Annotated in this window: 25 protein-coding genes and 2 tRNA genes; 22 read left to right on the top strand and 5 right to left on the bottom strand. The window is 30.9% G+C overall.

The window, feature by feature from the left end; genetic code table 11:
* Window positions 1-8: 8 nt before the first annotated feature.
* The 8 genes from ftcD to HNR33_RS00990 all read left to right on the top strand — a co-directional run bounded on the left by ftcD (window position 9) and on the right by HNR33_RS00990 (window position 7,189).
* A complete protein-coding gene (gene ftcD / locus HNR33_RS01025; RefSeq protein ID WP_429079211.1) occupies window positions 9-905 on the top strand; it encodes a glutamate formimidoyltransferase in 897 nt (298 codons plus the stop codon).
* Between the two features lie 9 nt (window positions 906-914).
* Complete coding sequence (gene hutI / locus HNR33_RS01020) at window positions 915-2,192, top strand: imidazolonepropionase (protein WP_429079210.1); 1,278 nt, start codon at window positions 915-917, stop codon at window positions 2,190-2,192.
* Between the two features lie 70 nt (window positions 2,193-2,262).
* Window positions 2,263-2,433, top strand: a complete 171-nt coding sequence (locus tag HNR33_RS01015; RefSeq protein ID WP_429079209.1) for a DUF896 domain-containing protein — start codon at window positions 2,263-2,265, stop codon at window positions 2,431-2,433.
* Window positions 2,434-2,540: 107 nt separating this feature from the next.
* On the top strand, window positions 2,541-2,996 hold the full coding sequence (locus HNR33_RS01010; RefSeq protein WP_429079208.1) for a chemotaxis protein CheW: 456 nt from the start codon (window positions 2,541-2,543) through the stop codon (window positions 2,994-2,996).
* A 159-nt stretch (window positions 2,997-3,155) separates the two neighbouring features.
* Window positions 3,156-3,635, top strand: a complete 480-nt coding sequence (locus HNR33_RS01005) for a hypothetical protein (protein WP_429079207.1) — start codon at window positions 3,156-3,158, stop codon at window positions 3,633-3,635.
* Window positions 3,636-3,816: 181 nt separating this feature from the next.
* Window positions 3,817-4,992 (top strand): sensor histidine kinase, encoded by a 1,176-nt coding sequence (locus HNR33_RS01000; RefSeq protein WP_429079206.1) that lies wholly within the window; start codon window positions 3,817-3,819, stop codon window positions 4,990-4,992.
* Window positions 4,982-5,641, top strand: coding sequence for a response regulator (locus HNR33_RS00995; protein WP_429079205.1), 660 nt, complete (start codon window positions 4,982-4,984; stop codon window positions 5,639-5,641). Before HNR33_RS01000 ends, HNR33_RS00995 begins: the two co-directional genes overlap by 11 nt.
* 120 nt (window positions 5,642-5,761) lie before the next feature.
* Entirely contained in the window at window positions 5,762-7,189 is a 1,428-nt protein-coding gene (locus HNR33_RS00990) for an aminopeptidase (protein ID WP_429079204.1), read from the top strand.
* A gap of 52 nt (window positions 7,190-7,241) precedes the next feature.
* Here HNR33_RS00990 and HNR33_RS00985 read toward each other — a convergent pair whose 3' ends face one another.
* Window positions 7,242-8,168, bottom strand: a complete 927-nt coding sequence (locus tag HNR33_RS00985; RefSeq protein ID WP_429079203.1) for a selenium metabolism-associated LysR family transcriptional regulator — start codon at window positions 8,166-8,168, stop codon at window positions 7,242-7,244.
* A gap of 140 nt (window positions 8,169-8,308) precedes the next feature.
* Here HNR33_RS00985 and HNR33_RS00980 point away from each other — a divergent pair, with 140 nt between their 5' ends.
* Both HNR33_RS00980 and HNR33_RS00975 read left to right on the top strand, forming a co-directional pair.
* Window positions 8,309-8,479: a hypothetical protein gene (locus HNR33_RS00980; protein ID WP_429079202.1), complete on the top strand. Its 171-nt coding sequence runs from the start codon at window positions 8,309-8,311 to the stop codon at window positions 8,477-8,479.
* 100 nt (window positions 8,480-8,579) lie between these two features.
* The gene (locus tag HNR33_RS00975; protein ID WP_429079201.1) at window positions 8,580-9,026 is read left to right on the top strand and encodes a hypothetical protein; all 447 of its coding nucleotides are present in this window, start codon (window positions 8,580-8,582) and stop codon (window positions 9,024-9,026) included.
* A gap of 233 nt (window positions 9,027-9,259) precedes the next feature.
* On the opposite strand, the gene HNR33_RS00970 is transcribed toward HNR33_RS00975, so the two are convergent.
* A tRNA-Leu gene (locus HNR33_RS00970) sits at window positions 9,260-9,346 on the bottom strand.
* A 182-nt stretch (window positions 9,347-9,528) separates the two neighbouring features.
* Here HNR33_RS00970 and HNR33_RS00965 point away from each other — a divergent pair.
* From HNR33_RS00965 to HNR33_RS00920, 10 genes are all read left to right on the top strand, one after another.
* Window positions 9,529-10,488 (top strand): metal-dependent hydrolase, encoded by a 960-nt coding sequence (locus HNR33_RS00965; RefSeq protein ID WP_429079200.1) that lies wholly within the window; start codon window positions 9,529-9,531, stop codon window positions 10,486-10,488.
* A gap of 121 nt (window positions 10,489-10,609) precedes the next feature.
* Window positions 10,610-12,052: a L,D-transpeptidase gene (locus HNR33_RS00960; protein WP_429079199.1), complete on the top strand. Its 1,443-nt coding sequence runs from the start codon at window positions 10,610-10,612 to the stop codon at window positions 12,050-12,052.
* Between the two features lie 102 nt (window positions 12,053-12,154).
* Window positions 12,155-12,745, top strand: a complete 591-nt coding sequence (locus tag HNR33_RS00955) for an RNA polymerase sigma factor (RefSeq protein WP_429079198.1) — start codon at window positions 12,155-12,157, stop codon at window positions 12,743-12,745.
* 21 nt (window positions 12,746-12,766) lie between these two features.
* Window positions 12,767-13,864 (top strand): DUF4349 domain-containing protein, encoded by a 1,098-nt coding sequence (locus tag HNR33_RS00950; protein ID WP_429079197.1) that lies wholly within the window; start codon window positions 12,767-12,769, stop codon window positions 13,862-13,864.
* Between the two features lie 175 nt (window positions 13,865-14,039).
* Window positions 14,040-16,733 (top strand): DNA polymerase I, encoded by a 2,694-nt coding sequence (polA, locus tag HNR33_RS00945; protein ID WP_429079196.1) that lies wholly within the window; start codon window positions 14,040-14,042, stop codon window positions 16,731-16,733.
* A complete protein-coding gene (coaE, locus tag HNR33_RS00940) occupies window positions 16,720-17,334 on the top strand; it encodes a dephospho-CoA kinase (RefSeq protein ID WP_429079195.1) in 615 nt (204 codons plus the stop codon). Before polA ends, coaE begins: the two co-directional genes overlap by 14 nt.
* A gap of 29 nt (window positions 17,335-17,363) precedes the next feature.
* A complete protein-coding gene (locus tag HNR33_RS00935; RefSeq protein WP_429079548.1) occupies window positions 17,364-17,936 on the top strand; it encodes a lytic transglycosylase domain-containing protein in 573 nt (190 codons plus the stop codon).
* Between the two features lie 84 nt (window positions 17,937-18,020).
* Window positions 18,021-19,058 carry a nicotinate phosphoribosyltransferase gene (locus HNR33_RS00930; protein WP_429079194.1) on the top strand — a complete coding sequence of 346 codons (1,038 nt, stop codon included), beginning with the start codon at window positions 18,021-18,023 and terminating at the stop codon, window positions 19,056-19,058.
* Between the two features lie 22 nt (window positions 19,059-19,080).
* Complete coding sequence (locus tag HNR33_RS00925; protein ID WP_429079193.1) at window positions 19,081-20,817, top strand: ABC transporter substrate-binding protein; 1,737 nt, start codon at window positions 19,081-19,083, stop codon at window positions 20,815-20,817.
* 62 nt (window positions 20,818-20,879) lie between these two features.
* Window positions 20,880-20,964: transfer RNA gene (locus HNR33_RS00920), tRNA-Leu, on the top strand.
* Between the two features lie 334 nt (window positions 20,965-21,298).
* Here HNR33_RS00920 and HNR33_RS00915 read toward each other — a convergent pair.
* From HNR33_RS00915 to HNR33_RS00905, 3 genes are all read right to left on the bottom strand, one after another.
* Window positions 21,299-22,147: a helix-turn-helix domain-containing protein gene (locus HNR33_RS00915; RefSeq protein WP_429079192.1), complete on the bottom strand. Its 849-nt coding sequence runs from the start codon at window positions 22,145-22,147 to the stop codon at window positions 21,299-21,301.
* A gap of 330 nt (window positions 22,148-22,477) precedes the next feature.
* Window positions 22,478-22,792, bottom strand: a complete 315-nt coding sequence (locus HNR33_RS00910) for a YbjQ family protein (RefSeq protein WP_429079191.1) — start codon at window positions 22,790-22,792, stop codon at window positions 22,478-22,480.
* The gene (locus tag HNR33_RS00905; RefSeq protein ID WP_429079190.1) at window positions 22,773-22,988 is read right to left on the bottom strand and encodes a hypothetical protein; all 216 of its coding nucleotides are present in this window, start codon (window positions 22,986-22,988) and stop codon (window positions 22,773-22,775) included. The genes HNR33_RS00910 and HNR33_RS00905 overlap by 20 nt, the downstream gene beginning before the upstream one ends.
* Before the next feature lie 371 nt (window positions 22,989-23,359).
* Here HNR33_RS00905 and HNR33_RS00900 point away from each other — a divergent pair, with 371 nt between their 5' ends.
* The gene (locus HNR33_RS00900) at window positions 23,360-25,060 is read left to right on the top strand and encodes a sensor domain-containing diguanylate cyclase (protein WP_429079189.1); all 1,701 of its coding nucleotides are present in this window, start codon (window positions 23,360-23,362) and stop codon (window positions 25,058-25,060) included.
* 110 nt (window positions 25,061-25,170) lie between these two features.
* Window positions 25,171-26,073: an SPOR domain-containing protein gene (locus HNR33_RS00895; protein WP_429079188.1), complete on the top strand. Its 903-nt coding sequence runs from the start codon at window positions 25,171-25,173 to the stop codon at window positions 26,071-26,073.
* Window positions 26,074-26,078 lie beyond the last annotated feature (5 nt).

Below are 26,078 nucleotides of genomic sequence, written 5' to 3'. Positions count from 1 at the left end.
AATTGGATATGGCAAGAATAGTTCAATGTGTTCCAAATTTTAGTGAAGGTAGAGATAAAGATATTATAGAAAAAATAGTTGATGAAATAAGAAAGGTCGAAGGTACTAAACTATTAGACTATTCTCCAGATAAAGACCATAATAGATGTGTTGTAACATTTATTGGGACACCAGAAGCGGTTATTGAAGCAGCATTTAATGCTTGTAAAAAAGCATCAGAGCTTATTGATATGTCAAAGCATACTGGAGAGCATCCAAGGATGGGAGCGACTGATGTTATTCCTTTAATACCTATTACTGAAGTATCAGTAGATGAATGCATCGAATTTTCAAAGAAACTTGGAAAAAGGATAGGAGAAGAGCTTAATATATCAGTGTTTTTATATGAAAAATCAGCTACAGCTGCTCATAGAGAAAATCTTGCAAAAGTTAGAAAAGGCCAATATGAAGGCATGGCAGAAAAAATGAAAGAAGATATGTGGAAGCCTGACTTTGGTCCAGATACACTAAATGTTAAATCTGGAGTTACAGCGGTAGGTGCCAGAATGCCTCTAGTAGCTTTTAATGTAAATTTAGATACAGACAATCTTGAAATAGCAGATAAAATTGCGAAGAGTGTAAGAGGAATTAGTGGAGGGTTTAAATATTGTAAGGCATTAGGTATAGAGATAAAAGAAAGAGGTATTGTTCAGATAACTATGAACATGGTAGATTATGCGAAAACGCCTTTGTTCAGAGTGTTTGATACTATAGAAAGAGAAGCAAATAGGTACGGTGTTAATGTAATAGGAAGTGAGATCATCGGGTTGGTTCCAATGATGGCTTTAATAAACTGTGCAGATTATTACTTAAAGATAGAGAATTTTAGTGAAAATCAAATTTTAGAAAAAAGAATATTTGAATAGGGTGATTTAATGAAAGCAGATATTGTTATTAAAAATATATCTCAGCTTGTTACTATGGATGGACCTAATAGACCAAGAATAAAAGAAGAAATGAGAAAAATAGATATTATTGAAAATGGAGTAGTCGCTATATGTAATGATAGAATAATTTATGCAGGCAAAGGAGAACTTCCACAAGACATATCTGTAGACGATAGCACGATAATTATGAACGGAGAGGGAAAAACTGTGACTCCTGGATTAGTTGACCCACATACACATCTAGTACATGGAGGCTCAAGAGAAAATGAATTGACTATGAAGTTAAAAGGTATGAAATATTTAGATATACTAAAAGAGGGTGGAGGAATCCACAGTACAGTTAGAGCAACAAAGGAATCATCCTTTGATGAACTATATGATAAAGCTGAAAATAGCTTAAATAAAATGTTGGAGCTGGGTATAACAACAGTAGAAGCTAAAAGTGGATATGGTCTGGATACAGAAACAGAATTAAAACAGCTTAGAGTAGCTAAACAACTTGATGAGGATCACCCAGTGGATATTGTATCAACTTTTTTAGGAGCACATGCGATTCCTACTGAATATAAAGACAGACCTGAAGAATTTGTAGAGTTGATAATAAATGAAATGCTCCCTAAGGTTTCAGATGAAAAACTTGCAGAGTTTTGCGATGTTTTCTGTGAAGAAGGAGTTTTTACTGTAGAGCAGTCAAGAAGAATTCTTAATGAAGCAAAGAAGCTTGGATTATTGCCTAAGCTTCATGCAGATGAAATTGAACCATTAGGTGGAGCTGAATTAGCTGCAGAAGTTGGAGCTGTTTCAGCAGATCACCTTGTAGCTGCAAGCGAAATGGGGATGAAGATGATGGCTGAAAATGGAGTAATAGCAGATTTATTGCCAGGCACCTCATTTAATTTAAGAACAGATAAATATGCCAATGCTAGAAAAATGATTGAGCTAGGTGTTCCTGTTGCATTATCTACGGACTATAACCCAGGAAGTTGTCCTACAGAAAACATTCAACTAGTTATGTCTTTTGCTTCCCTTATCATGAGAATGACTCCTGAAGAAGTGCTAACTGCTGTAACAATTAATAGTGCCTGCTCATTAAAAAGAGAGAACACTATAGGTAGTATAGTGAAAGGCAAAAAGGCAGATATCGTTATTTTTGACTCACCAAATATTAATTATATAATATACCATTTTGGAATAAATCATGTTCAGCATGTTATAAAGAATGGCAAAATTGTAGTAAAAAATCGAGTACTGATGGGCACACTGTAGATGTGCTCATTTTTTATTTGAAAAGCTTATGATTATGATTTAAAATATAGAAATGGAAGGGGTGATATTTTTGATTTCAAAAGAAAAGATAGATAGAATTAACTTTTTAGCTAAAAAGTCAAAGACTATAGGGTTAAGCCAACAGGAAAAGGAAGAACAACAGATTTTGAGAAAAGAATACTTAGCTAATTTTAGAGAGAATTTTAAAAAGCAACTTAACAACATAGAGATAGTAGATTAATAATTAAAAAAGTATTTAAATATTAATATAAATAACTCCCTTAAGAAGGATTATTAAAAAAATTGTAGAAATATAAGGTAAACACTAATATTTGGGGAGGTATTGATATGTCTGAAAAACAATATGTAGTTTTTAAGCTCGGTAAAGAAGAATATGGTATAGATATAATGAATGTAAAGGAAATAGTTCCTTATCAAGAATGTGTTAAAGTTCCAAATGCACCTAGATTTGTTGAAGGAATAATAAATTATAGAAGCAAAGTTATTCCGATAATTTGTTTAAAGAAAAGATTTTATATTGACAATACAAGTATTGATAGCAATACAAGAATAATAGTAATTAATCTAAATGAAAAGCAGATAGGATTTATCGTTGATGAAGCTTCGCAAACAGTAAGGCTTGACGATGCAGATGTAGACCCAACTCCAGAAGTAGTTGTAGGAGTTGACAGAAAATATATTACTGGTGTAGGGAAGCTTGACAACAGGCTTATTATTTTAATAGATCTCGAAAAAGTATTAAGTGATGAAGAAAAAGAAAAGATTATTAGCATGGAAGCATAACTGATTTTAAAGTTTATATTGTCGTATTTTATTTTATAATAAAAGTACTGTAACTTTATGTCAATAAAAAAAAGTAATACACTTCAATAGTTGCTAAATTTTTTATAAAGGTTCCTCTATACTAAATATTGAAGACTAAATTAGTATAGGAGGATACCTATGAAAAAGCTAAGTCTAGTAATAGTTGTTATTTTTATTTTTATTATTTTACTAAATGGATATACTGTAAAAGCATCTTTTCAGAAAGACAAATTTAATGAAATAAACCAAGAGTTGCTCCAAGCTTTAATTATGAAAAGGGCAGAAATAATGAACAAGGGTCTTTATAATTGTGATAATATTGAACTAGTAATAGACGAATTGAAAGCTATTGAAAAAGACATTATACTGGAAAATGATATATCAGTACTAAAGGAGGCTCATTCTAATCCAACAGATTATCCTAGAGTAACTAATGTCAGAATAAAAGATATTGCAGATATAAAAGTTGAGGATGATATGTACGAACTTATAGCAGCTATCGAATGGGATATATCTTATAACTTAGAAGACAGTACTGAAGAGTATGAGTACATTATCCAAATAGATCAACATGATAGTGAATACTTTTTAATTGACTTCAGATTAAAAAATGAGTAATAAGGCTGGCAGAGAAGCTAGTCTTTTTTATTTTATCTAAATAATCTTTACAAATGGGACTTAATACCTATACATTAATTTGTAATATTTTATCGATTATGAAGGAAAATTGCATTAAAAGGTAGAAACTATACAAGTGCTATTTTGCTCAGCAGCAAATTAATTTTATGAGGTGTTTAAATTGCAGAAACCGATTTTAGATATTAAGAGAATGAATGAAATAATTGAAAAAACCGTTGCAGCAATAGATGAGGGAAGGCAAGAGATATTTGATATAGCGGAAAATGCAAGAAAAGAGTGTGAAAGAATAAAAAATGAACTGGATGATCTACATGAGAGGATATTAACAATGATAAATAGTGTTGATAGACTTGAAAGAGATGAAAAAAGAGCTAGATCACGGCTTATGATGGTGAGCAAAAATTTCAATAAATACTCCGAAGAAGATATACGAATTGCTTATGAAGAAGCTAATAATGCTAGAATAAGACATATATTAAGAAAGCAAGAAGAAAAAGACTTAATTCAAAAAAGAAATGAACTTGAGGTAAGTTTAAAGAAAACTTTTGAAATAGTAAAAAAAGCTGAAAAACTTGTATCACAAGTAGGGGTAGCAATGGAATATCTAAAAGGTAACTTGAATGATATTTTTGAGACGATTGAAGATATGAGTAAGAGACAATATCTTGGAATAAGAATCATTGAAGCCCAGGAAGAAGAACGTCAAAGAGTAGCACGAGAGATACATGATGGACCAGCACAGTCTATGGCTAATGTCGTTCTTAAAGCTGAACTATGTGAAAAACTATTAAGTTTAGACATAAGTAAGGCTAAAGATGAGCTTAAAAAACTGAAAGAAATAATAAGAGGAAGCCTAAAAGATATTAGAAAAATAATATATGATTTAAGACCAATGTCGTTGGATGACTTAGGGCTGATACCCACTATTCAAAGATATACGCAAAACTTTACTGATGAAACAAGTATAGAAGTGGAAATGATGGTAATTGGAGAACAGATGGAAGCAGACTCAGTTGTACAGATAGCATGTTTTAGAATTATACAAGAGTCATTGAGTAATATAAGAAAACACTCAAGGGCTAGTAGAGTTATGATAAAAATAGAAAATTCTACGAATAAACTAAGTGTTATTGTTAAAGACAATGGAATAGGATTTGAATTGGATAAATTGCATAAAAGTGATAATCTGAGTGAAAGTGGCTTTGGATTAATCGGCATGAGAGAAAGAGCCGAGCTTTTAAATGGTAAGCTTGAAGTTATTTCTGGTCATGGAGATGGAACAAAAATTATGCTAACAATACCTCTAATTAGAAAGGATGATATATATGAAAAGTAATAAGATATTAGTGATGATTGCAGATGACCATTCATTAATGCGAGAAGGGCTAAAACAAATACTAGAATTGGAAGAAGGAATTGCAGTTATAGCTCAGGCAGGAAATGGAGAAGAGGTAATTCAGAAAGCTCAAGAGTACAAACCAGATGTAATTTTAATGGACATAAATATGCCTAAAATGAACGGAATAGAAGCTCTTAGAAGACTAAAAGATATAGGATTAGATTCAAAAATTATAATGCTTACAATACATGATGATAGAGAGTATTTATATGAAACTATAAAAATAGGAGCAAATGGCTATGTTTTAAAAGATGCTGATTCAGATACCTTAATAAAGGCAATATTTGATGTCTTTAAAGGTAAATCATACATACAGCCTAGTATATCTGAATTGTTAGTTAATGAAATTAGCCCAAGTGGATCTAAGTCAATAGAGAGTAAGCAGATAGATTCTTTGACTAGAAGAGAGTACGAGGTATTAGTTTTAATAGCTGAGGGATTAAACAATAGAGAAATAGCTGAAAGATTATTTATAAGTGAAAAAACTGTGAAAAATCATGTTTCTAATATTTTTAAAAAAATAGGTGTTAGTGATAGAGTTCAAGCAGCCATATTTACATATCGAAACAATATAAAGAAAATCTAATAGCTTTAATACTATAACGATATAATATATTATTTTATATTCATAATTATTGACAAAAAAAGTATGTAATTATATGATAATACTTAGAGTCACTAAATATTTTTTGATGGAGGGATATAAATGACTGAAAAATCAGAGGGAAAGAAGCTTCAAGAAAACCTTACTCACAAGTGGGTAAATGCGTGGGAGAGGTTAGAAGGACCTGAAAGAGAAAAGGTTTTCAGTATATGTCAAGAATATAAAGATTTCCTTGATAAAGGAAAAACTGAGCGGGAATCTGCAGATGAAATAATAAGGATAGCAAAAGAAAATGGATATATATCAATTGATGAAGTAAAAGAAAAAGGAATTAAGCTAGATTCAGGAATGAAAATATATGCAAGTAATAAGAATAAAGCTGTTGTGATGTTTGTATTGGGTAAGGAAAAACTAGAAAACGGAATGCATATTGTAGGATCGCATATTGATGCACCAAGAATAGATTTAAAACAGTTTCCTCTTTATGAAGATTCTGAACTAGCTATGTTTAAAACACATTATTACGGTGGTATTAAAAAATATCAGTGGGTAACATTACCACTTGCTTTACATGGGATTGTTATAAAGTCTAATGGTGAAAAAGTGAATGTTGTTATCGGTGAAGATGAAAATGATCCAGTATTTTTTATAACTGACTTACTGCCACATTTAGCTAAAGATCAAATGTCTAAAAAGATGGATGAGGGAATAACAGGTGAAGGCTTAAATATTTTAATTGGAAGCATACCTTATAACGAGGATGATTTGAGCGAAAAAGTTAAGTTAAATGTACTTTCTATTTTAAATGAAAAATATGGGATGAAAGAAGAAGATTTTACTACAGCAGAATTTGAGATAGTACCAGCGGGTAGATCAAGAGATGTTGGGATAGATAGAAGTATGGTTGGAGCATATGGACAGGATGATAGAGCTTGTGCATTCACATCACTTAGAGCTATACTGGAAGTTGAGGCTCCAAACAGAACAGCGGTAGCATTGTTTGTAGATAAAGAAGAAATAGGAAGTGTTGGGAATACTGGTATGGAATCAAAATTCTTCGAAAATACTGTATCTGAACTAGTTGCTATTACTGAAGAATCATATTGTGAATTAATAGTTAAAAGAGCTTTAGCAAATTCATGTGTACTATCTGCCGATACATTAGCTGGATTTGATCCAAATTATCCTGAAGTACTAGATAAAAGAAATTCACCTTTCATTGGAAAAGGAATTACAATAGTTAAATATACTGGAGTTAGAGGAAAAGGTGGAAGTAATGATGCTAACTCAGAATATTTAAGCAAAATTAGAAAAATATTTAACGACAACGATGTAATATGGCAAATGGGTGAGCTTGGAAAAGTTGACCAAGGTGGTGGTGGAACAATAGCATACATACTTGCAAATTATGGAATGGAAGTAGTAGACTGTGGGATTCCTCTATTGAGCGTACATGCTCCATACGAAATATCAAGTAAGGCTGATATATATATGGCATATAAAGGATATAAGACATTTTATCAGGCATAATGAAAACTGGGCTTTTTGCCCAGTTTTTTCATAATTAAATACTATATAAGAACTATATTTCACTTTGCATAAATGAAGGGTTTGAAACATAATCAATAACAAAATCCTTAAATGCTTGACTTAGTGGAGATAATTGTCTTTTTTTATGATAAACAAAGTAAAATTTTCTTTTTAAGCTAAAACCTTTAATAGCATAAGGTTTCAATATGCCCATTTGTATTTCGCGCTTAATAGCTCGTTCCGAAATAAAACTGATTCCAATACCTAACTCAACGAATCTTTTGATGGTATCAGTATCTTCAATATAAGAAACTACATTAAGAGATTCAAAATCGACATTGTTTTCTCGAAGCTCTTTTTCAAACAAATATCTTGTTCCTGAACCTTTTTCTCTTAAAATCAGCTTTTCGCTCAGTAAAAAGTCCTTATCAAGTTCAGAGTATTCTTCCCATAAATATTTTCCGTTGTTTGGAACTACGGCGTATAACCTATCTTCTATTAAATCGATATATTCTAATTGTGATGAATGAAATTTTGCGCCAATAATTCCAAAATCAGTATCACCATCAATTATATTCTCAACCACTTTTTTCGAATCATTATCAGTCAAAGAAAATGTAACATCAGGATATTTATTAGTAAATTCTTTAAGTAAATAAGGCAAAACGTATTGTCTTGGTATGGAGCTTGAGCTTATTTCAAGATGACCTTGTATTTTTCCTTTGTACACACCAAGATCAAATTGAGCCATGTTACGCATATTAACAATGTTAAGGGCGTACTTGTAAAGTAAATTTCCTGCACCAGTAGGAGAAATTTTTTTACCAGACCTATTAAGTAAAACCGTACCTATTTCATTTTCAAGATTTTGGATATGACTTGTAACTGTAGGTTGAGTAAGAAAGAGCTTCTGAGCAGCTTTAGAAAAGCTCTTAAGTTTTACAACTTCAATAAAGGTTTCCAATTGTCTGAAATCCACAATATCACCGCTTTCTACGTTTCTCCTTAAATAATATGTGAAATATTTCTATTTGTCAATGTTGTACTAATAATCTTTCATAAATACCTTTTTAAAAAAATATATTATATTAAAATTAATATACTAAAGGAGGCTTTCAAATGAAGCATGCTACAATAGTGGAGTATAATGATGGTTCAGGACTTGAAGATAAGGTTAATGAATGGATAGCAGAAAATGAACAGCAGATTTTAGATATAATTGATGTAGAATATTCACAGCACGGAAATATCTATCTAGCTACTATAACCTATGAGGAAAGAGAGGAATAAGAAAAGATGAGTAATAAGAGGAATAAGCTGTTAAGTATAGAATAATAGATACAGATAGTAATATGGTGATGTGCTGAAGAAAAGGTTGGGAGGAAACTTCATGAATAAAAAGTTTTGGAAAAGGTATTTTATTTACTCTATTTTGATTATTAGCATTGCTTTTATTGGAGAATTCGCATTTAGAAGTGTAAGATTGAATTTTAGTAAAACATTTCGGTTCAATCCATATACTTATAACTTCCTAGCAGTATTTCTTTATGGAGCAATAGGAGTATTACTGGGCCTAGAATATTTTCTTCAGCAATTGAAAAAGAAAGGTAGATGGAAGATGAATTTACCAAAGTTAATTCTAATAGGAGTGCCAGCACTATATTTTTCACTGTATTCACTGTTATATTATTCTCCTTTTCAATTTATTGGACAGATAATATCAATTCCTATTACTTTTCTTATAGAAGGAGTTTCAAGCTACTTAGCAGTATTTCAAGTGATTTTAGGATATGTAGCTATTACTAGTTTTTTTAAGTGTGATAAAAATGAGGTATGATTTTATTTGTCGTTTTATTAAATACTTAAAATGTGTTGTATACATGGAGTTAATAAAGATAAAAAATGATATATTGAATTGGATATTTTACACACCTATTCAAAGAAAATCAGTAGGAAGTAGCTAGGATTTTTGATAAGGATTTTTTAGAGTGTTAGAAGATTTGTTAGAAAAACATATAATTTTATAATGAAATAATAAAAGACTAGGTTACTCAAACCTAGTCTTTTCAATGGTGCCGAAGGAGGGACTCGAACCCTCACGGTATCGCTACCACCGGATTTTGAGTCCGGCGCGTCTGCCAGTTCCACCACTTCGGCATTATTAGCTACAAAAAGTATATTAACATATATGCATCAAGAAATCAATAGTTTTGTTTTAAAAAATAATATTAAAAAAAAATCACTATATATTTACAGAAATACTCATTAATCACATTTAAAATTATACGAATAATATGCTATAATTTTAATGTTGATAATATAGAAATGGTGGTGGAAGGATGGACCCAATAACACATGGAATAATTGGATTAGGAATTGCTGCACTAAGCGGACAATCTATAGATATTGCAAACCCAATAACGTTAGGAACAGTCATAGGAGCAATGTCTCCTGATATAGACATCATAGTGAAGTATTGGGGAGATTATCAATATTTAAAGCATCATAGAGGATTTACACATTCGGTTTTCGGAATTATCGGGCTTTCAACAGCTATATCTGTTGGGTTAAGCCTAATTTTCAATGAATATAGTTTTTTTAGTATTTTTATTTGGACTTTGCTCGGAACCATGTCTCATACAATTTTTGATGCTTTAAACTCCTATGGAGTTAGACCATTTTTACCTTTTACAAATAAAAAGTATTTAGCTAGTATTTTAATGCTATATGATCCATTTATTACAGTTCTATGCTTGGGCTTAGCATTTACAAACGTTGAAAGAGAGATAAAAACAACTGCGTCTGCAATACTACTTTTAGCGTATATTTTGTTTAGAGTATTAGTTAAGAAAAGAGCTAATAGAGTTATTTGTAGTAAACATTGTATAGATAAGGAGAATAGTAATATATTTATTTTGCCAGCAATGATGAATTTTTTTAAGTGGGATTTTATTATAGATACTGATAAGCTTAATATAGTAGGGCAATATAATTTTTTAACGAATAAAATTAAAGTTAGAAAAGAACTTATAAAAGAAAGTCACAATCTTATTAATCAAGCATATAAAACAAAGCTTGGAAGATATTTTTCAGAATTTACGCCTATTACTCATGTAGAAGTTTTGGAGCAAGATAAAGACACAATATTAAAAATTACTGATTTAAGATATCTTATGAGAGATAGCTTTATGCATCATGCTACTATAGTTTTTGATAAAGACACAAAAGTAGAGAAAGAAATATTCCATCCATATAAATATAAGAATAGAATATTAGTTAGTGATAAGCAAAGTGCATAGGTGAATTGTTCCTATGCACTTTCTTTTCTGCATGAAGCTTGTCTAATTTTATCAAATTATTGCATAAAAAAAGTACCTCCAAAATAAATATAGATAGACATTGAAAATAGGAGGGACCAAATTGAAAAAACTACTAGTATATTTATTAGTTTTAATAATGTCCGTTAATACTAATGCTTATTCATGCGCTAACGAAGTTGAAATGCAAGTGAAGGTTATAATTGATATTCCATTAAGACAATTATTTTTATACAACAATGGTCAATTGGTTAAGACATACCCTGTTGCTGTAGGCAAGCCTAATAGTCAAACCCCTACTGGCGAGTTTAAAGTAATCAATAAAGTTGTAAATCCTTATTATTCTAAAATGAATATACCAGGAGGAAGTCCCAACAATCCGTTAGGAAGTCGTTGGATTGGATTCAAGTATCTTTATGGAATACATGGGAATAGTAATCCAAAATCAATAGGAACTTTTGCTTCTGGCGGTTGCGTAAGAATGTTCGAAAGAGACGTACAGGAGTTGTACAGTATAATCCCAGAGGGTACTGTTGTAAATATAAAGTATGATCTACTAAAGATTGAAAATGATGTTGATGGATCTAATCCTGTATTAATAGTTTATCCTGATCATTATTCTAAAGAGTTTGATATGATAAAAAAAGTTAATCTTAAGCTTGAAGAAATGGAGTTAATTGGGTATATTTCTAATGAAAAGATTGAAAGATTGACAAAACTTATAAATAAAAAACAGGTAACTTTTTCTGATAAATGGACATATTTTGTTAACGGAAGATATGTAACTAATGATATAATCAATAATAATGGAGATATTCTTGTAAATGCAGAAAAGGTTGGAAAATTTTTAAATGCCGAGGTTTTAAAGATTCAAGACCAAAATTATATTAGATTCTTAGGCGTGACAATGTCGGTTATGCAAATAGATACTAAAAATTATATATTATTAACTGATATTGAAAAAGCATTGGGGGGATCACATGCTATTGATAAAGATACAGAGAGAGTTGACTATAAACTAAACTATGTTTTGCTAAATAACAAGCTTATTATTGGTGAGCCGCTAGATATTCAGAACAATCCCAAAATTTTATTAGATTCATTAATAAGCGCATTACAGTTAAACGTTGATATAAAAAAAGATAGTACTAATATCATATTTAATAATAAAAAAATTGAGTATAGTATTTTTAATGGAAAAGCATACGTAGATGCTAGTGAACTCATAGACTTATTAGGTGCAAGAGTCGAAACATTTACTATAGATAATCATATTGAAATTTTTAGTAAACCTGATATCATTTATAATGATACAATTTTTGAAGGAAGGATTATATCAAAAGAAGTGTTTGTACCATATATTATGTTAGAACAAACTAACTCTGAGACTAGTTCAGATGTAAAATATAGTGTAGAACTTAATGGATTAGAACGTATTAGCTTTGATAATGAGGAGTATGTAAAGATGTCTGACTTGTTATATTATTTTGATATAGAGAGTGATTTGTATAGTACAAAAATATATATTAAGAGAAATAAACTATAAGTATAGCTTTATATTTTATATAAAGCTTATGAAAAAATGTACAAGCATAAAATGTTACATATGACAGTACATTTTGTTGATAGTGGAAGGGGTGAGATATAGATGATAGATAAGGAGCGTAGACTCATAAAAAAATGTACTAAAGGAGATATAGAGGCTTTTGAAGAGCTTATTGCGAAGTATGAAAAGACTGCGTATAATATTGCACTTAAAATGCTTAGAAATCAAGACGATGCTATGGATATTTCTCAGGAAGCATTTATAAAGGTTTTCAAATCAATAAAAACGTTTAATTTTGAATCATCATTTTCTACATGGTTATATAGAATAGTGACAAATACATGTTTAGACTTCTTAAGAAAGAAGAATAATAATGTATATTCAATAGATAGTCCTATAAATACTGAAGATGGAGAGATACAGAGAGACATACCAGATACTGTTAATACTCCAGAAGAAATGCTAGAAAAACAACTAACAAAAGAGTTAGTGCAGAAATCAATAAACAAGCTTGATAATAATCATAAAGCAGTTATAATACTTAGAGATATAGAAGGATTTAGCTATGAAGAAATATCTCGAATACTGGATTGCTCACTTGGAACAGTTAAGTCAAGAATTAGTAGAGCAAGAAACAATTTAAAAGATATTATATTGAAGGATACGGAACAAAATACAGAGTCTGTCGTCTAAAAAGATGAGAGGAGGGATAGTATGAATTGTGATAAATTTGATAATGATATTTCTTTTTATATAGATAATGAACTTAGTGATATTGAAAAAAAAGAATTTGAGCTCCATTTTATGAAATGTGAAAAATGCAGAAAAAAGTATGAAAGCATGATAAGTGTGCTTAAAATTGTTAGAGCAGACGAACAAGTAGAGTTGCCTGAAGGATATAGAGAGACACTTAAAGGAAAGCTATTAAAAGCTTCAATAGAGCAAAGAAAGACGAAGAATTGGAAGCTTATGGCTTCTATTGCTGCAAGTTTGTTAGTGCTATTTACATCTTATGAACTTATTTATAATAATAATATTTTTAATCTAAACAAAAGCGACTCTAGCTTAGAGCTTGAGCAAGGAGATGAAATGTACAAAACAAGCGATGCTGAAGATAAAACTATGAGTATGGCCCAAAAAAAACCTGCAAATGAAGATAATAAGAGTACAACATTGATGGATCAAGAACCAGAGAAATTTAGTGCGGGGACTCAAGCTAGTATAGTTGATAACAATAACAAAGCAGTTGAATTCAAAGGTGGAAATGCTAATATTTATGGAATTCAGGCAACACGAGGTAATATTACAAACAGAAAAACGGTAAAGGAAGCACATATAGATATTGATACCGAAGAATTTGATGATGCTTCAAAGGAAATTATTGACTTTATTAATGCAAATAATGGCTTCATAGAAAGCGTGGAAATAGAAAACAATCAAGAGGATGATAGTGGCGAAGTTTTAACTAAACGCAAAATTATGAAAATTAGAGTTCCTCAAGACAAGTTTGAGCAGACTGTTAGTTTTATTAAGGATATAGGAATTTTAAGAAATGTGCGTTGTTCGATTAGTGATGTGACTGAGAAATATATTAATGTTGAGAGTAATTTAGCTAATCTTTATGATAGGGAGTTTATATTAGAAGAGGTACTTGATAAAGTTGAAGACGCTGAAGATATACAATTAATAGAAGATGAGATAAATAAAGTTAAAGACGAGGTAAATAATTATTCTGGTGTTTTACACAAAATTGATGATTCTGTAATGTTATCCACGATTAATACAACATTAAATGAAAGTGCTGATGAATAGGGGCTCTATATTTTTAGAGCCCCTTTTAAATTTAGGGTTTCCAGCTTTAAAAATCAATATAATAGACTTTTTTTATTTACTCAAAATATCTTTTCATATATACTTAAAGTTGAGGATTTACTTTAGTTATTAAGAGTATAATAGTTTTATAAACTGAATTAAGGAGTTGGTATGATTGCCAAATAAAAAATTAATGGTAATTGATGGCAATAGCTTATTACATAGAGCATTTCACGCATTACCTCCATTGATGAACAAAGAAGGAATATATACAAATGGTGTTTATGGGTTCTTGACCATGCTGTATAAGGTTCTTGACGAATATCAGCCTGATTATATCAGCGTGGTTTTTGATAAAAAAGGGCCAACCTTTAGACATCTTGAATTTGAAGAATATAAAGCAGGAAGAGTAAAAATGCCTAATGAGCTAGGTATGCAATTTCCAATACTAAAAGAAGCTCTTGATAAGCTTAATATAAATAGAGCAGAAATGGATGGATTCGAAGCTGATGATTTAGCAGGGACTATTGCAAAGTTTGGAGAGCAGAATGGCTTAGAAGTAATCGCAGTATCTGGTGACAAAGATTACCTGCAACTAGCTAGTGACAAAACAAAGATATTGCTTACTAGAAAGGGTATTTCTAACCTAGAAATATATGATAAAGATGCAGTTTTAGATCGATATGAACTTACTCCTGAACAATTTATTGATTTAAAAGGGTTGATGGGAGATAAATCAGACAATATACCAGGTGTACCAGGTATAGGTGAAAAGACGGGTATTAAGCTGTTAAAAGAGTATGGATCTATCGAAGGAATCTATCAAAACATTGATAATATATCTGGTGCTAAGTTAAAAGAAAAGCTTATTGAATATAGAACACAGGCTTTTATGAGTAGAAAATTATCTCAGATCATAACCGAGGTACCTATTAGTATTTCTTTAGAAGAGTTGCTACGTAAGGAGCCTGATTTTGATGAACTTTATGATCTCTATCAGAAGCTGGAGTTCCGTAGTCTGATAACCAAAATACAAAAAAATATAACAGAAAAAAATGTGGAGAGTGTAGGAACAAAAAGAGATATTAACTATACTGTAATAAGAAGTATAAATGAACTAAAGAAGCTTGCTAATGATATTTTATCAAATAGAGTTTTATATATTAAAATTGCTATTGACGGAGAACATCCTTTAATAGATGATTTAATTGGAATAGGTATAAAATCAGATGAAGATGAAGTATTTTATATAGATTTTGTTGAGAACAATATTACGGAACCACAATTTTTAGATGTTTTTAAAAAAATATTTGAAGATGAAAGCATAAAGAAAATTGGTCATGATGTTAAAAATGATATTTTAGCTTTAATGAACAAGGGTGTAAATGTAAATGGAATAGTATTTGACAGCATTATTGGACAGTATTTAATAAATCCATCTCAAAATGATTATAATCTTAAGAACTTATCTTCTGAATATCTCAGTTTAGATATAATGAGTGAAGATGAGTTGCTAGGTACTGGCAAAAACAAAAAGAAATTCAGCGATATTTTATTTGAGCAAAGAGCGGCGTTTGTATGTAATCAAGTTGACGTAATTTATAAAATTAGGCCTTATATTGAAGAATTAATTGAAAAACAAGAGATGAAGGATTTATTCTATAATGTGGAAATGCCACTTGTAGGTGTTTTAGCAGACATGGAGTATACAGGATTTTCAGTTGATACTGATAAGCTAAAAGAGTTAGGTGAAGATTTTGACACAAAAATTGAAATCTTAACTAAGGCTATTTATCATGAAGCTGATCAAGAATTTAATATAAATTCACCTAAACAACTGGGTGAGATACTATTTGATAAGCTGGGGCTTCCAGTTATTAAAAAAACAAAAACTGGATACTCAACTAATGCTGAGGTGCTTGAAAAGCTATATGATAAACACCCTATTATTGAGAAAATTTTAGAATACAGACAGATTACTAAGCTTAAATCAACTTATGTTGATGGTTTGATTGCTTTAATAGATAAGAATACTAATAAAGTACACTCTAGTTTTAATCAGACTATAACTACAACAGGTAGAATAAGTAGCACAGAACCAAATCTTCAAAATATACCAATCAAAACCGAAGAAGGGAGACAAATTAGAAAGGTCTTTGTGCCTAGGAGTGAAGAGTATATTTTAGTTGATGCTGACTATTCCCAAATTGAACTAAGAGTACTTGCTCATATATCTGATGATCCTAAACTCAAAGAAGCTTTCTTTACTGGAGAAGATATTCATCGAAAGACAGCCTCTGAAGTATTTGGAGTTTCTATCGAAGAAGTAACGCCGCTAATGAGAAGTAGGGCTAAGGCTGTTAATTTTGGCATAGTATATGGAATTAGTGATTATGGACTATCTAGAGATTTAAACATAACTAGAAAAGAAGCAAAGACATATATTGACAATTATTTATCGAAATATGTTAAAGTGCAAGAATATATGGATTCTATTATTAAGGATGGAAAGAAAAAAGGTTTTGTGTACACAATCTTAAATAGGAGAAGGTATTTACCTGAACTCTCATCTAAAAATTTTAACATAAGGTCATTTGGTGAGAGAATGGCAATGAACACTCCAATACAAGGAAGTGCTGCAGATATTATAAAACTTGCAATGGTAAGTGTGTATAATGAATTAAAAAAACGTGGTCTTAAATCTAAGCTTATATTGCAGGTACATGATGAGCTTATAATTGAAGCACTTAAAGAAGAAGTGGAAAAAATTAAAGAACTATTAAGCAATTTAATGGAAAATGCAATAAAGCTTAGTGTACCTCTAAAGGTTGACATGGAGACAGGTGATAGTTGGTATGATACAAAATAAGCCTAAGATAATTGGATTAACTGGAGGAATAGCAACTGGGAAAAGTACTGCTTCAAAGTTGTTGCAGGAAAAAGGATTACCAGTAATTGATGCTGATGTTTTAGCAAGACAAGTTGTTGAAGTTGGGAAACCTGCTTACAGAGATATTGTAACTAACTTTGGAGAGCACATTTTAAATGATGATGGAAACATTGATAGACAAAAATTAGGTACAATTATATTTGATAGTATGGAGCATAGGATTTTGTTAAACAAAATTGTTCATCCTAGGGTAATGGAAGAAATAAAGAAAAGGATAAAAGAGCTTTCAATAATTAGTAACGTAATTTTCCTAGATGTTCCACTTTTGATTGAAGAAAAGGATAATATTTCTTCTTATGGAATTGAAATTGATGAAATATGGTTAGTTTATACGAGTTATGATATTCAAATAGAAAGACTTATGAAAAGAGAAGGTATTGATTACCATAATGCTTTGAAAAGAATTAAATCTCAAATGTCTATTGATAAGAAAAAAAAATTTGCTGATATTGTAATTAACAATTCAAAGGATATTGAACATCTATCAAAAAGTATAGATTTATTAATTAGTGCCTTTTAATTATTTATGGAGGGATACAATTGCCGATTATGACTTTCAGGTATAGAAGATTTTTAATACTAGTTATTATCATTTTAGCAATATTTGTTGCAGCATCTAATTTTAAGTGGATTGGCAGGATTTTATATCCAGTAAATTATGGAGAATATATTATTGACTTTTCAGAGAAATACGATGTAGACCCTTTCTTAGTATCTGCCATAATTAGAGTTGAAAGCAAATACTATAAAGATGCTATATCTCATAAAGGAGCAAGAGGATTAATGCAAGTTGCTCCCATAACTGGCAAATGGGCGTGTCAAGAAATTGGTATAGACAACTATAGCGACGAGTTACTTTTTGATCCCAAAATAAATATAGAAATTGGATGTTGGTATCTAAGTAAGCTTTTCAAACAGTTCAATGACGATACTGAGTTGGTTATTGCTGCATATAACGGTGGGAGTGGAAATGTATCTAAATGGCTTAAGGACAAAAGATATAGTGTAGATGGAGAAAAGCTTGATAATATTCCATTTAAAGAAACTGAGTTATATGTAAAAAAAGTACTCAAGAGCTATGCTATATATAGTAGACTATATGAAATTGAGGATTTAAAATAATTACTTAATAAACTTAGATAAAACTGCTATAATTAACACTATACAGTCCACACTATTTGACAAAAACAAGAAAGGATGAGGGGAATGGATTACATAAAAAGTATTAGAGATGTGCAAAATTACGACATAAAGAAAGAAGAAAGACTTTTACATTCAGCACAGCATGAAGATATCTTGGCAGGTCTTACAACAGACATCTACTTTTTGACTACGTTAGACATCTTAGACCACATGAAAATTGCAGATAAAGAAGTTGTAGTTGAGATTTTTGCAAGAAAATCCGGAGTTTTTGTTGGTATAGAAGAAGTGAAAAATATACTTAAAGATAAAAATGTAGAGATGTGGGCGCTTGAGGAAGGTACTGAATTTGAACCAAAAGAAACTTTAGTGAGGATAAAGGGTGCATATAAGAACTTTGGTATATTTGAGTCAGTTATTCTAGGGTGCTTAGCGAGTCCAAGCGGATGGGCTACTGCGTCAAAAGAGATAAAAGAAGCTTGTGGCGATAAATCATTTGTATGCTTTGGTACGAGGCATGTTCATCCTTCAGTAGCTCCGGTAATGGAAAGGGCAGCTCGAATTGGGGGCGCAGGCTCAGTGAGTAATATATTAACTGCAAAGCAAATTGGAGAAAACCCTACAGGTACTCTACCGCATGCTGCATTTTTAGTAGCAGGAGACACGTTAGAGGTAGCGCAGGTTTATGATAAAATAATGCCTGAAAACTATAAAAGAATTGTTTTGGTAGATACATTTAAGGATGAGGTTGAAGAAACCCTAAGGTTAGCTAAAGAGATGGGTAAGAGCTTATATGGAATTAGATTGGATACTCCTAGTGAAAGAGGAGGAGTAACACCTGATTTAGTTAAAGAAATAAGAGCTAAACTTGACTTGAATGGCTATAACTGGGTTAAGATTTTTGTTTCTGGTGGTTTGAAGCCTGAAAAAATAAGAATACTATCTGAGGCAGGCGTAGATGCTTTTGGAGTTGGTAGCTATATATCAGGTGCACCTGCAATAGATATGACTATGGATATTAAACAGGTAGAAGGCAAACCAATAGCAAAACGAGGAAGGATACCTGGGCTTATTGAAAATCCTAGATTAGTCAAGATGCTCTAAGTACTAAGGAGGAATTGTTTTGATGTCTAAGAGAATAGTCTGCATATTACTGAGCTTAATAATACTACTATCGGTATCGGGATGCAATATTGAAGAAAAACTTAGAAATCCAAATGAGCTACAAGATAACGGTGAAGACGAAGAATTTGTGGAGACTCAGCCAAATTATGGGGGAGAGATTACAGTTCCTATTTTACACGTAAAGTCTCTTAATCCACTTTTATCTTCAGATAGAAGTCTTTACTATTTCAATAAATTTATATTTGAAGGACTATTCGACATAGATGAACAGATGAACATAAAAAATGTGTTAGCTGAAGAATATAATATTGAAGGTGATGGAAAGACAGTAAATATTAAACTTAGAGAAAATGTAATATGGCATGATGGAGAAAATTTTACATCGGATGATGTAAAATTTACTATAGATGTAATGAAATTTGCATATAATTCGCAATATGCTGGGGAATTATCAGGAGCCTATAAAATATCAGCAAGACTTCTACAGACAGCAGATGTAAAAATAACTGACAGATATAATTTAAAAATAACATCTAATTATGGTTCTAGTGATATTATTGAGAGTCTGATATTTCCAATATTACCCAAACATAAATTCTTAGGTAATAAACCATATGAAAATGCACTGTCTTCAAATGGGAATAATTTAGTAGGAACGGGTCCTTATAAGAAAACTGAATATAACAAATTAAAATCTGTAGTTTTACAGTCTAACGAAGACTACTGGAATGGTAAACCGTATATAGATAAAATCGCAGGTAGAGTCCTCAATGACGATGATCTATCTTTAATATCATTCGAGTCTGGACAAGTCGATGTAACAACTAGTCAGGGAGTGGATTGGGAAAAATATGCACAAAATAAAAATGTAAGAATTTATGAGTATGCTTCTCAGCAATATGAGTTTTTAGGATTCAATTTTAGAAAAGAGCTCTTTATGAGTGAAAGGGGCAGAGCCCTAAGAAAAGCTATTGCTTACGGCATAGATAGACAATCAATTATTCAGAAAGTCTATTTAGGACATGCTACACAAATTGATGTACCGGTCCATCCGGACTCATGGTTAGTATCAGATGATGCTAATTCATACGGATACAATGTTAATAAGGCAAAAGAAACTCTAGAAGCTGCTGGGTGGGCAGATAATAATGGAGATGGTATATACGAGGATGCTGAGGGCAACAAGCTTAGTATAAAGCTAACAACTAATTCATATAATGACTTAAGGCGAAAGACAGCAAATATAATAGCTCAGAACCTTAGAAACATTGGTATTGAGGTTATAAAAGATTACAATGAAAGTGAAACTGAAAATGTTACCGAAGAAATGAGTGATAAGCAGTGGCAAGAAGTGCAAAACAAACTAACATCAGGTAGCTTTGATGTTGTTCTATTAGGATGGGATTTATCATATAGTCCAGATTTATCGTTTGCTCTTCACTCTTCGCAAGTTGCAGGCGGAACAAACTTTATTGCTTACCAGAATCCTGAAATGGATGTATTGTTAAATGAAACCTCAAATACTGTTTCAAGAGAACAGAAAAAACAGGTATATGAAAAAATCCAAAAGAATATTATCGAAGAACTACCATATGTTAGCTTGTTTTTTGTAAACAATTCTATATTAGCTAATAAGAAAATTAAGGGTGAAATAACTCCATCAACTCTAAATATTTATAATAATATTGACAAATGGTATATACCAGAATCATATCAAGATACTAAAGAAAAAGAATGATGAGAAAAAATATATTGACATCACTCGTATTTATTGCTATAATTACTTCGTTAGTCTTAAATGCGGGTGTGCTGGAATCGGCAGACAGGCACGTTTGAGGGGCGTGTGTCAAATGATGTATGGGTTCAAGTCCCATCACCCGCACCAAATTAAAAACCATCTATTGACAAAGATAATTTTATCAATAGATGGTTTTAGTTTGTCTAGAGTTATCATCTAAGCTATTTTGTGACTTTGTATGATAGGCTTGTATTTACTGTGTTTTTGAATTCTGTTTTTTTACTTATACATATGACTTGATGATTAGCTTATTCACATAATCCGAAAATTCTGACTTTTATGCCAAACAAGGTGCTTATAATAATTTTCTTTTTGTAATAATTTTAATTTCTAAGTTTATGCTCATATTTTATACCACTTGAAGGATTACACAAAATCTAGGATATGCTTACTTTCTGCTATACTTGAGCCATATAGAATATTATTTTTTTTCGACAGGAATCCATATCTCTACTATAGAGCCAGTTTCACTACCGTAAAAGCGTTCATCGTAATATTCAACCACATATGGGTTACCATCAAGATATCTTTGTGAATAGCCTGCTCCGTTTGTGCTCAACCATTCTTCCATAGCGTTATTTTCACTCTCATAACCCTTGGATACGTATACATCAAATGATGCGTATTGTGAAGCGGGTAATGTTAAAGTAGTAAGCTTAGTATTTATGTTTTCATCTAAAACAGCGAAGCCCACATGAACTATGCAATCTGTTTCGCTGTAAATTCTAATTTCATAACCATTACTAGACAATTTATTAGGTATTTCAATGTCCATGCAAAGTTTTTCAAATTCTTGCCATATCTCACCTGTTTTATTACCATCTCCAGATATACCAGCTATTATAAGTTTGTTTTTTTTTATGATATTTGGATTCAATAATATACCTCCTTTTAATCTGTTTGTAAATTTTATGATCATTTCATCGACTGTTGTGACCGTCGGAGAAAAGCCTTGTTTACGATATTTACTGGGGGGTAACCCATAAGTATTTTTGAATGCACGTGAAAACGACTGCGCTGAATCATAACCACAATCCAAACAAATATCAAGTATAGGTCTATCTGTTGTTGACAGTTGCATGCAAGCGCGTTCTAATCTTCTGTCTCTGACGTAAACAGCTATGGTTTTGCCGACGATTACGGAAAAAATGCGATGAAAATAGTATGGAGAAAAATGAAACTTATCGGCTAACAGTTCAAAGCTAATAGGTTCTTCTAAGTGGTTGTCAATGTATTCAATAGCTTCTTTTATTTTTTGAAAATTATTCAATATCCTCCCTCCAATCTTACTTGTAGCGGCTACAAAGATATTATATCAAAGCAATCTGAATATCTCTTAACAATTCTTGCTTATTTCAAAGTGTAATTTTAAAGTTAAGTTTATTGCTGGTGTATTAATAGAATTAACTGTTCTCCCAGGAGACAAATCTGATCTTTTACTTTATTGCAAGCTGTTATGAAACAGTATTTACTTATTAGGTAAAAACATAGTAGAATTCTAGTTGCCACATGGTTGTGCTAATAATTACTATGCTCTCTGTATCTAAAATGTGGAATAACTATAAAAAAACCTATTGGATTCCCAATAGGTTTTTACTTTTTATTTTGTTTTAACAGCTGTACCGTATACTAGGATTTCTGCGGCTCCTTGCATTACAGCAGAAGTCGAGAATCTTATATTAATTACTGCGTCAGCACCTAATAACTCAGCTTCTTCAACCATTTTTGCTGTTGCTATTTTTCTAGCTTCTTCGATCATTTCACTATACTCTTTTAGTTCGCCGCCTACTAGTTGTCGAAAACCAGATACAATGTCCTTACCTATGTGCTTTGCTCTTATTGTACTTCCCTTTACAAGACCAAGGGATTGAACAATTTCTTTATCAGCTATGTTGCTAGTATTTACTAAGATCATCCTTTTCTTCCTCCTTATCTTTTATTCTTTCATATATCAATGTACATATTAAGCCTATTGCACTAACTCCTGCAACAGTTATAATAGTGACTATAAAAGCAGGTATCATATCTATTTTTAAAAGTGCTAGCAAAAACACGCCTGCAAAATATAAAGCAATGCACACAACTAAAATCCAGCTAAATATTTTTACCAATGCTATAACCTCCTTATCAATATTTTATTACCAGATAATTGAATTTGCAATAAAAAATTATTTTATATTTCAAAAAATTATTAGAGTCAAATATTTAAATTATACTATGTATTTTTTATAAAAATATTAAGAGAAAACAAATACAAAAATGTAAAAAATTTTTAATTCAAATTGAGAAAATAGAAGGAAAAATCGTTTTTATATCGAATAGACAAATTATAGAGAATCTTATGGTATTTTGTTGAGGCATAGACACTTTATGGGGGAAGGTCTATGCTAGTATAGAGCAAATTTGTACTAATAATCGTAGCTATATTTGAGATAAAGATCTTACTTTAGACTTGCTTTGTATTTTTATGGGGGTTGATGAAATGGCAAGTAGAAGAGAGAATATCTACTTTACTACAGTAGGTACTGTTGGATTATGCACGATATTAATTTTATCATTTGTTTTAAAAGGCGATGATATATCTAACATTTACTTATTTGTTCTTCTTACTATATTAGGGTTTATGCTAGAACGAATACATCTAAGTATAGGTGAATTTAACGTTTCCTTAGATACAGTTGTTTTATTCGGAGCATATCAGATACTCGGAATAAAGTCAGTTCTCTGGATTATAGTAATTACTCAATTGATTCATGAGGTAGCCTTTGAAAAGAAATCATTTTTAAAAATATATTCTAACATAGGTATGGTCATATTGATGTTTGTGATTCCTCATTTTATTTTTCAAGCTGCTGGTCTTAAGATATTTAATTTTATTGGGGCAGCAAATAAAATGACGTTTGTACTGTATGCACTTATTGTATTTCTAACGAACTGGACGTTAATATATGTTCAAATATATTTCACTCAAAGAAAAATCCCAAATAGTTTGAAAGAACCATTTATTTGGGATTTATATAGCAATATCATAGTAATACCGCTTTCGATATTGTTTGCAGAAATATATAATTATTATAGCTACTTAGGAATAATAGTTTTTTCTTTGATAATAATTTCTGCTAATTTACTTTTTAGACTTTTTAGGAATCTTGTATTTATAAATAATGAACTAAGAGTAGTGCAAGAAGTATCTGCGTCAATAAGCTCGAGATTAAATATCGAAGATACTACAGCTAGTATAATAGAAGGAATAAACGAGTTAGTTGATAGTGACTATTGCTCTATTATAAGGCTAGATAAAGGCAATCAGCAGTTTTCTACATTAGATTATATTGCAAATGAATCAATCAAAATTAACAACGACTTAATAGATGATTTTTTGACTCAAAATATGGAGATTATGCTTACTTATTATGATAGCTTCATAATAGATGATTTGAAAAACGATAAGTTATTTTCTAACATTGGATTACCAAAAGAAATAAAATCTCTTATATACGAGCCCATGTTGTTAGAAAATCAGATATCAGGATGTATAATCATAGGTAGCAAAGAACGTAAAAAGTTTTCAAAGCAACAACTTAATATTGTAGACATTCTAGCAAATCAAGCTGTAATAGCAATGGAGAATGCTAGGCTATATAACGAAGCTCAAAATAGAGCAATTAAAGATAGTTTGACAGGACTTTATAATCAAAGGTATTTTTTTGAAGCGTTAGACTTCATTACCAATAAATGTTCTTCTTGTAAAAGAACAAAGTGTATTTCCTGTAATAAAACAAGTCTTATTATATTTGATATAGATTTTTTTAAACAAGTCAATGATAAATATGGACATCAATCAGGTGACAAAATATTAAAAGATGTAGCAAAACATATAAAAGAAAATGTAAGGTGTAATGATATAGTATCTCGATATGGAGGAGAAGAATTTACAGTAATTCTTCCAAATACAGGTCAAGATAAGGCTTATCAAATAGCCGATAGAGTTCGGTTCACTATAGAACAGGCAGTGTTCACTTCATCTTATGGTGAAGAGATCAAGATAACTGTCAGTGGAGGTATCTCTGAATATCCGATTAGCGCAGATTCAGGGTCTACTCTTCTAGCTTATGCAGATAGAGCTATGTATATTGGTTCAAAGCAAAATGGAAGGAACAGAGTTAGTACTTATGCAAGTTAAAAGGGCAGTAGCCCTTTTTCTGCTATCAATAAAAATATTTTAAAAGTATTAATATTTTCGAAATATATTCATACTCTTAGAATAGATAGATTTTTTGGAGGTGAAAAAATATGCGGCAAACAATAAGAAGAAAAAGGCATAAGGTTAAGAAGGACAGGCTTTTTACAATTCTTGCTTTTTTTGTTGTGGCTCCAATAATATCTGTTTTACTTGGATTTGTGTTAGTAAAATATATGATATTGCCTAGGTTTCTGCCAGTTCAGAAAGAACCAACTTCTCAAATAATACAAGATGATATTAGTAATAGCGATGATACAAATTTTCAGCAGAATATGCAGGATGAAGATAATAGTGAACAGAGCACTCAAAATCAGAATATACAATTGAAACAGTCTAAACTCGAAGGAATAACCCTATATAATATACAAGCTGGCAACTTTAGTAGTGTAGAGAATGCAGAAAGTTTAGTTAAAGAGCTGGCAACTAATGGGATTACGGGATATATAGTAAAGCTTGATTCATATAAAGTTTTTACTGGAACTTATTTTAACAGAGAAGAAGCAGATAAATATTTGTCTAAGGTAAAGAATACTTATAGCGATTCATTTGTAAATACTTTTTCTATAATTGAAAGAGTGATATCATATAATGAGGATGAACTAAATTTTGCAAACAACCTTATAGATACAATATATGCCTTTGACGATGTATATAACGAAGAGTTGAGTTTATGGAGAAAAGCTGTTGAGACAAAGGAAACAAAGTTATTGGTGGATTCTGTTGCTAGTAATAGTGATAATCTAGAAAAAATGTTACAGAAAATAGACGTTGAATTAAAAAGTGAGCAGTTAATCCAAACAAGAGAAAAGCTTAAGAACCATATAGCACAAAGAAAAAAAATTATTGAGGATTTAAAGAATAATACTGAAGAATTCATAGATAAAAGCTACACTGATTTTTATAGTAATTATTTTGACTATGTCATCTTTACTAAATCAGAACTGGGGAATTGAGGTGG

It is taken from the genome of Brassicibacter mesophilus (assembly GCF_050433385.1).
In the GTDB taxonomy this organism is placed as follows: domain Bacteria; phylum Bacillota; class Clostridia; order Tissierellales; family Proteiniboraceae; genus Brassicibacter; species Brassicibacter mesophilus.
The sequence above is the reverse complement of the archived record's forward strand: the minus strand, read 5'-3'. Positions and strand labels throughout refer to the sequence as shown.

What these genes read in the sequence shown, in the direction of transcription:
- ftcD (WP_429079211.1), top strand. Translation starts at nt 9, where the DNA reads ATGGCAAGAATAGTTCAATGTGTTCCAAATTTTAGTGAAGGTAGAGAT.
- hutI (WP_429079210.1), top strand. Translation starts at nt 915, where the DNA reads ATGAAAGCAGATATTGTTATTAAAAATATATCTCAGCTTGTTACTATG.
- HNR33_RS01010 (WP_429079208.1), top strand. Translation starts at nt 2,541, where the DNA reads ATGTCTGAAAAACAATATGTAGTTTTTAAGCTCGGTAAAGAAGAATAT.
- HNR33_RS01005 (WP_429079207.1), top strand. Translation starts at nt 3,156, where the DNA reads ATGAAAAAGCTAAGTCTAGTAATAGTTGTTATTTTTATTTTTATTATT.
- HNR33_RS00995 (WP_429079205.1), top strand. Translation starts at nt 4,982, where the DNA reads ATGAAAAGTAATAAGATATTAGTGATGATTGCAGATGACCATTCATTA.
- HNR33_RS00990 (WP_429079204.1), top strand. Translation starts at nt 5,762, where the DNA reads ATGACTGAAAAATCAGAGGGAAAGAAGCTTCAAGAAAACCTTACTCAC.
- HNR33_RS00980 (WP_429079202.1), top strand. Translation starts at nt 8,309, where the DNA reads ATGAAGCATGCTACAATAGTGGAGTATAATGATGGTTCAGGACTTGAA.
- HNR33_RS00975 (WP_429079201.1), top strand. Translation starts at nt 8,580, where the DNA reads ATGAATAAAAAGTTTTGGAAAAGGTATTTTATTTACTCTATTTTGATT.
- HNR33_RS00965 (WP_429079200.1), top strand. Translation starts at nt 9,529, where the DNA reads ATGGACCCAATAACACATGGAATAATTGGATTAGGAATTGCTGCACTA.
- HNR33_RS00955 (WP_429079198.1), top strand. Translation starts at nt 12,155, where the DNA reads ATGATAGATAAGGAGCGTAGACTCATAAAAAAATGTACTAAAGGAGAT.
- HNR33_RS00950 (WP_429079197.1), top strand. Translation starts at nt 12,767, where the DNA reads ATGAATTGTGATAAATTTGATAATGATATTTCTTTTTATATAGATAAT.
- coaE (WP_429079195.1), top strand. Translation starts at nt 16,720, where the DNA reads ATGATACAAAATAAGCCTAAGATAATTGGATTAACTGGAGGAATAGCA.
- HNR33_RS00935 (WP_429079548.1), top strand. Translation starts at nt 17,364, where the DNA reads ATGACTTTCAGGTATAGAAGATTTTTAATACTAGTTATTATCATTTTA.
- HNR33_RS00930 (WP_429079194.1), top strand. Translation starts at nt 18,021, where the DNA reads ATGGATTACATAAAAAGTATTAGAGATGTGCAAAATTACGACATAAAG.
- HNR33_RS00925 (WP_429079193.1), top strand. Translation starts at nt 19,081, where the DNA reads ATGTCTAAGAGAATAGTCTGCATATTACTGAGCTTAATAATACTACTA.
- HNR33_RS00910 (WP_429079191.1), bottom strand. Translation starts at nt 22,792, where the DNA reads ATGATCTTAGTAAATACTAGCAACATAGCTGATAAAGAAATTGTTCAA.
- HNR33_RS00900 (WP_429079189.1), top strand. Translation starts at nt 23,360, where the DNA reads ATGGCAAGTAGAAGAGAGAATATCTACTTTACTACAGTAGGTACTGTT.
- HNR33_RS00895 (WP_429079188.1), top strand. Translation starts at nt 25,171, where the DNA reads ATGCGGCAAACAATAAGAAGAAAAAGGCATAAGGTTAAGAAGGACAGG.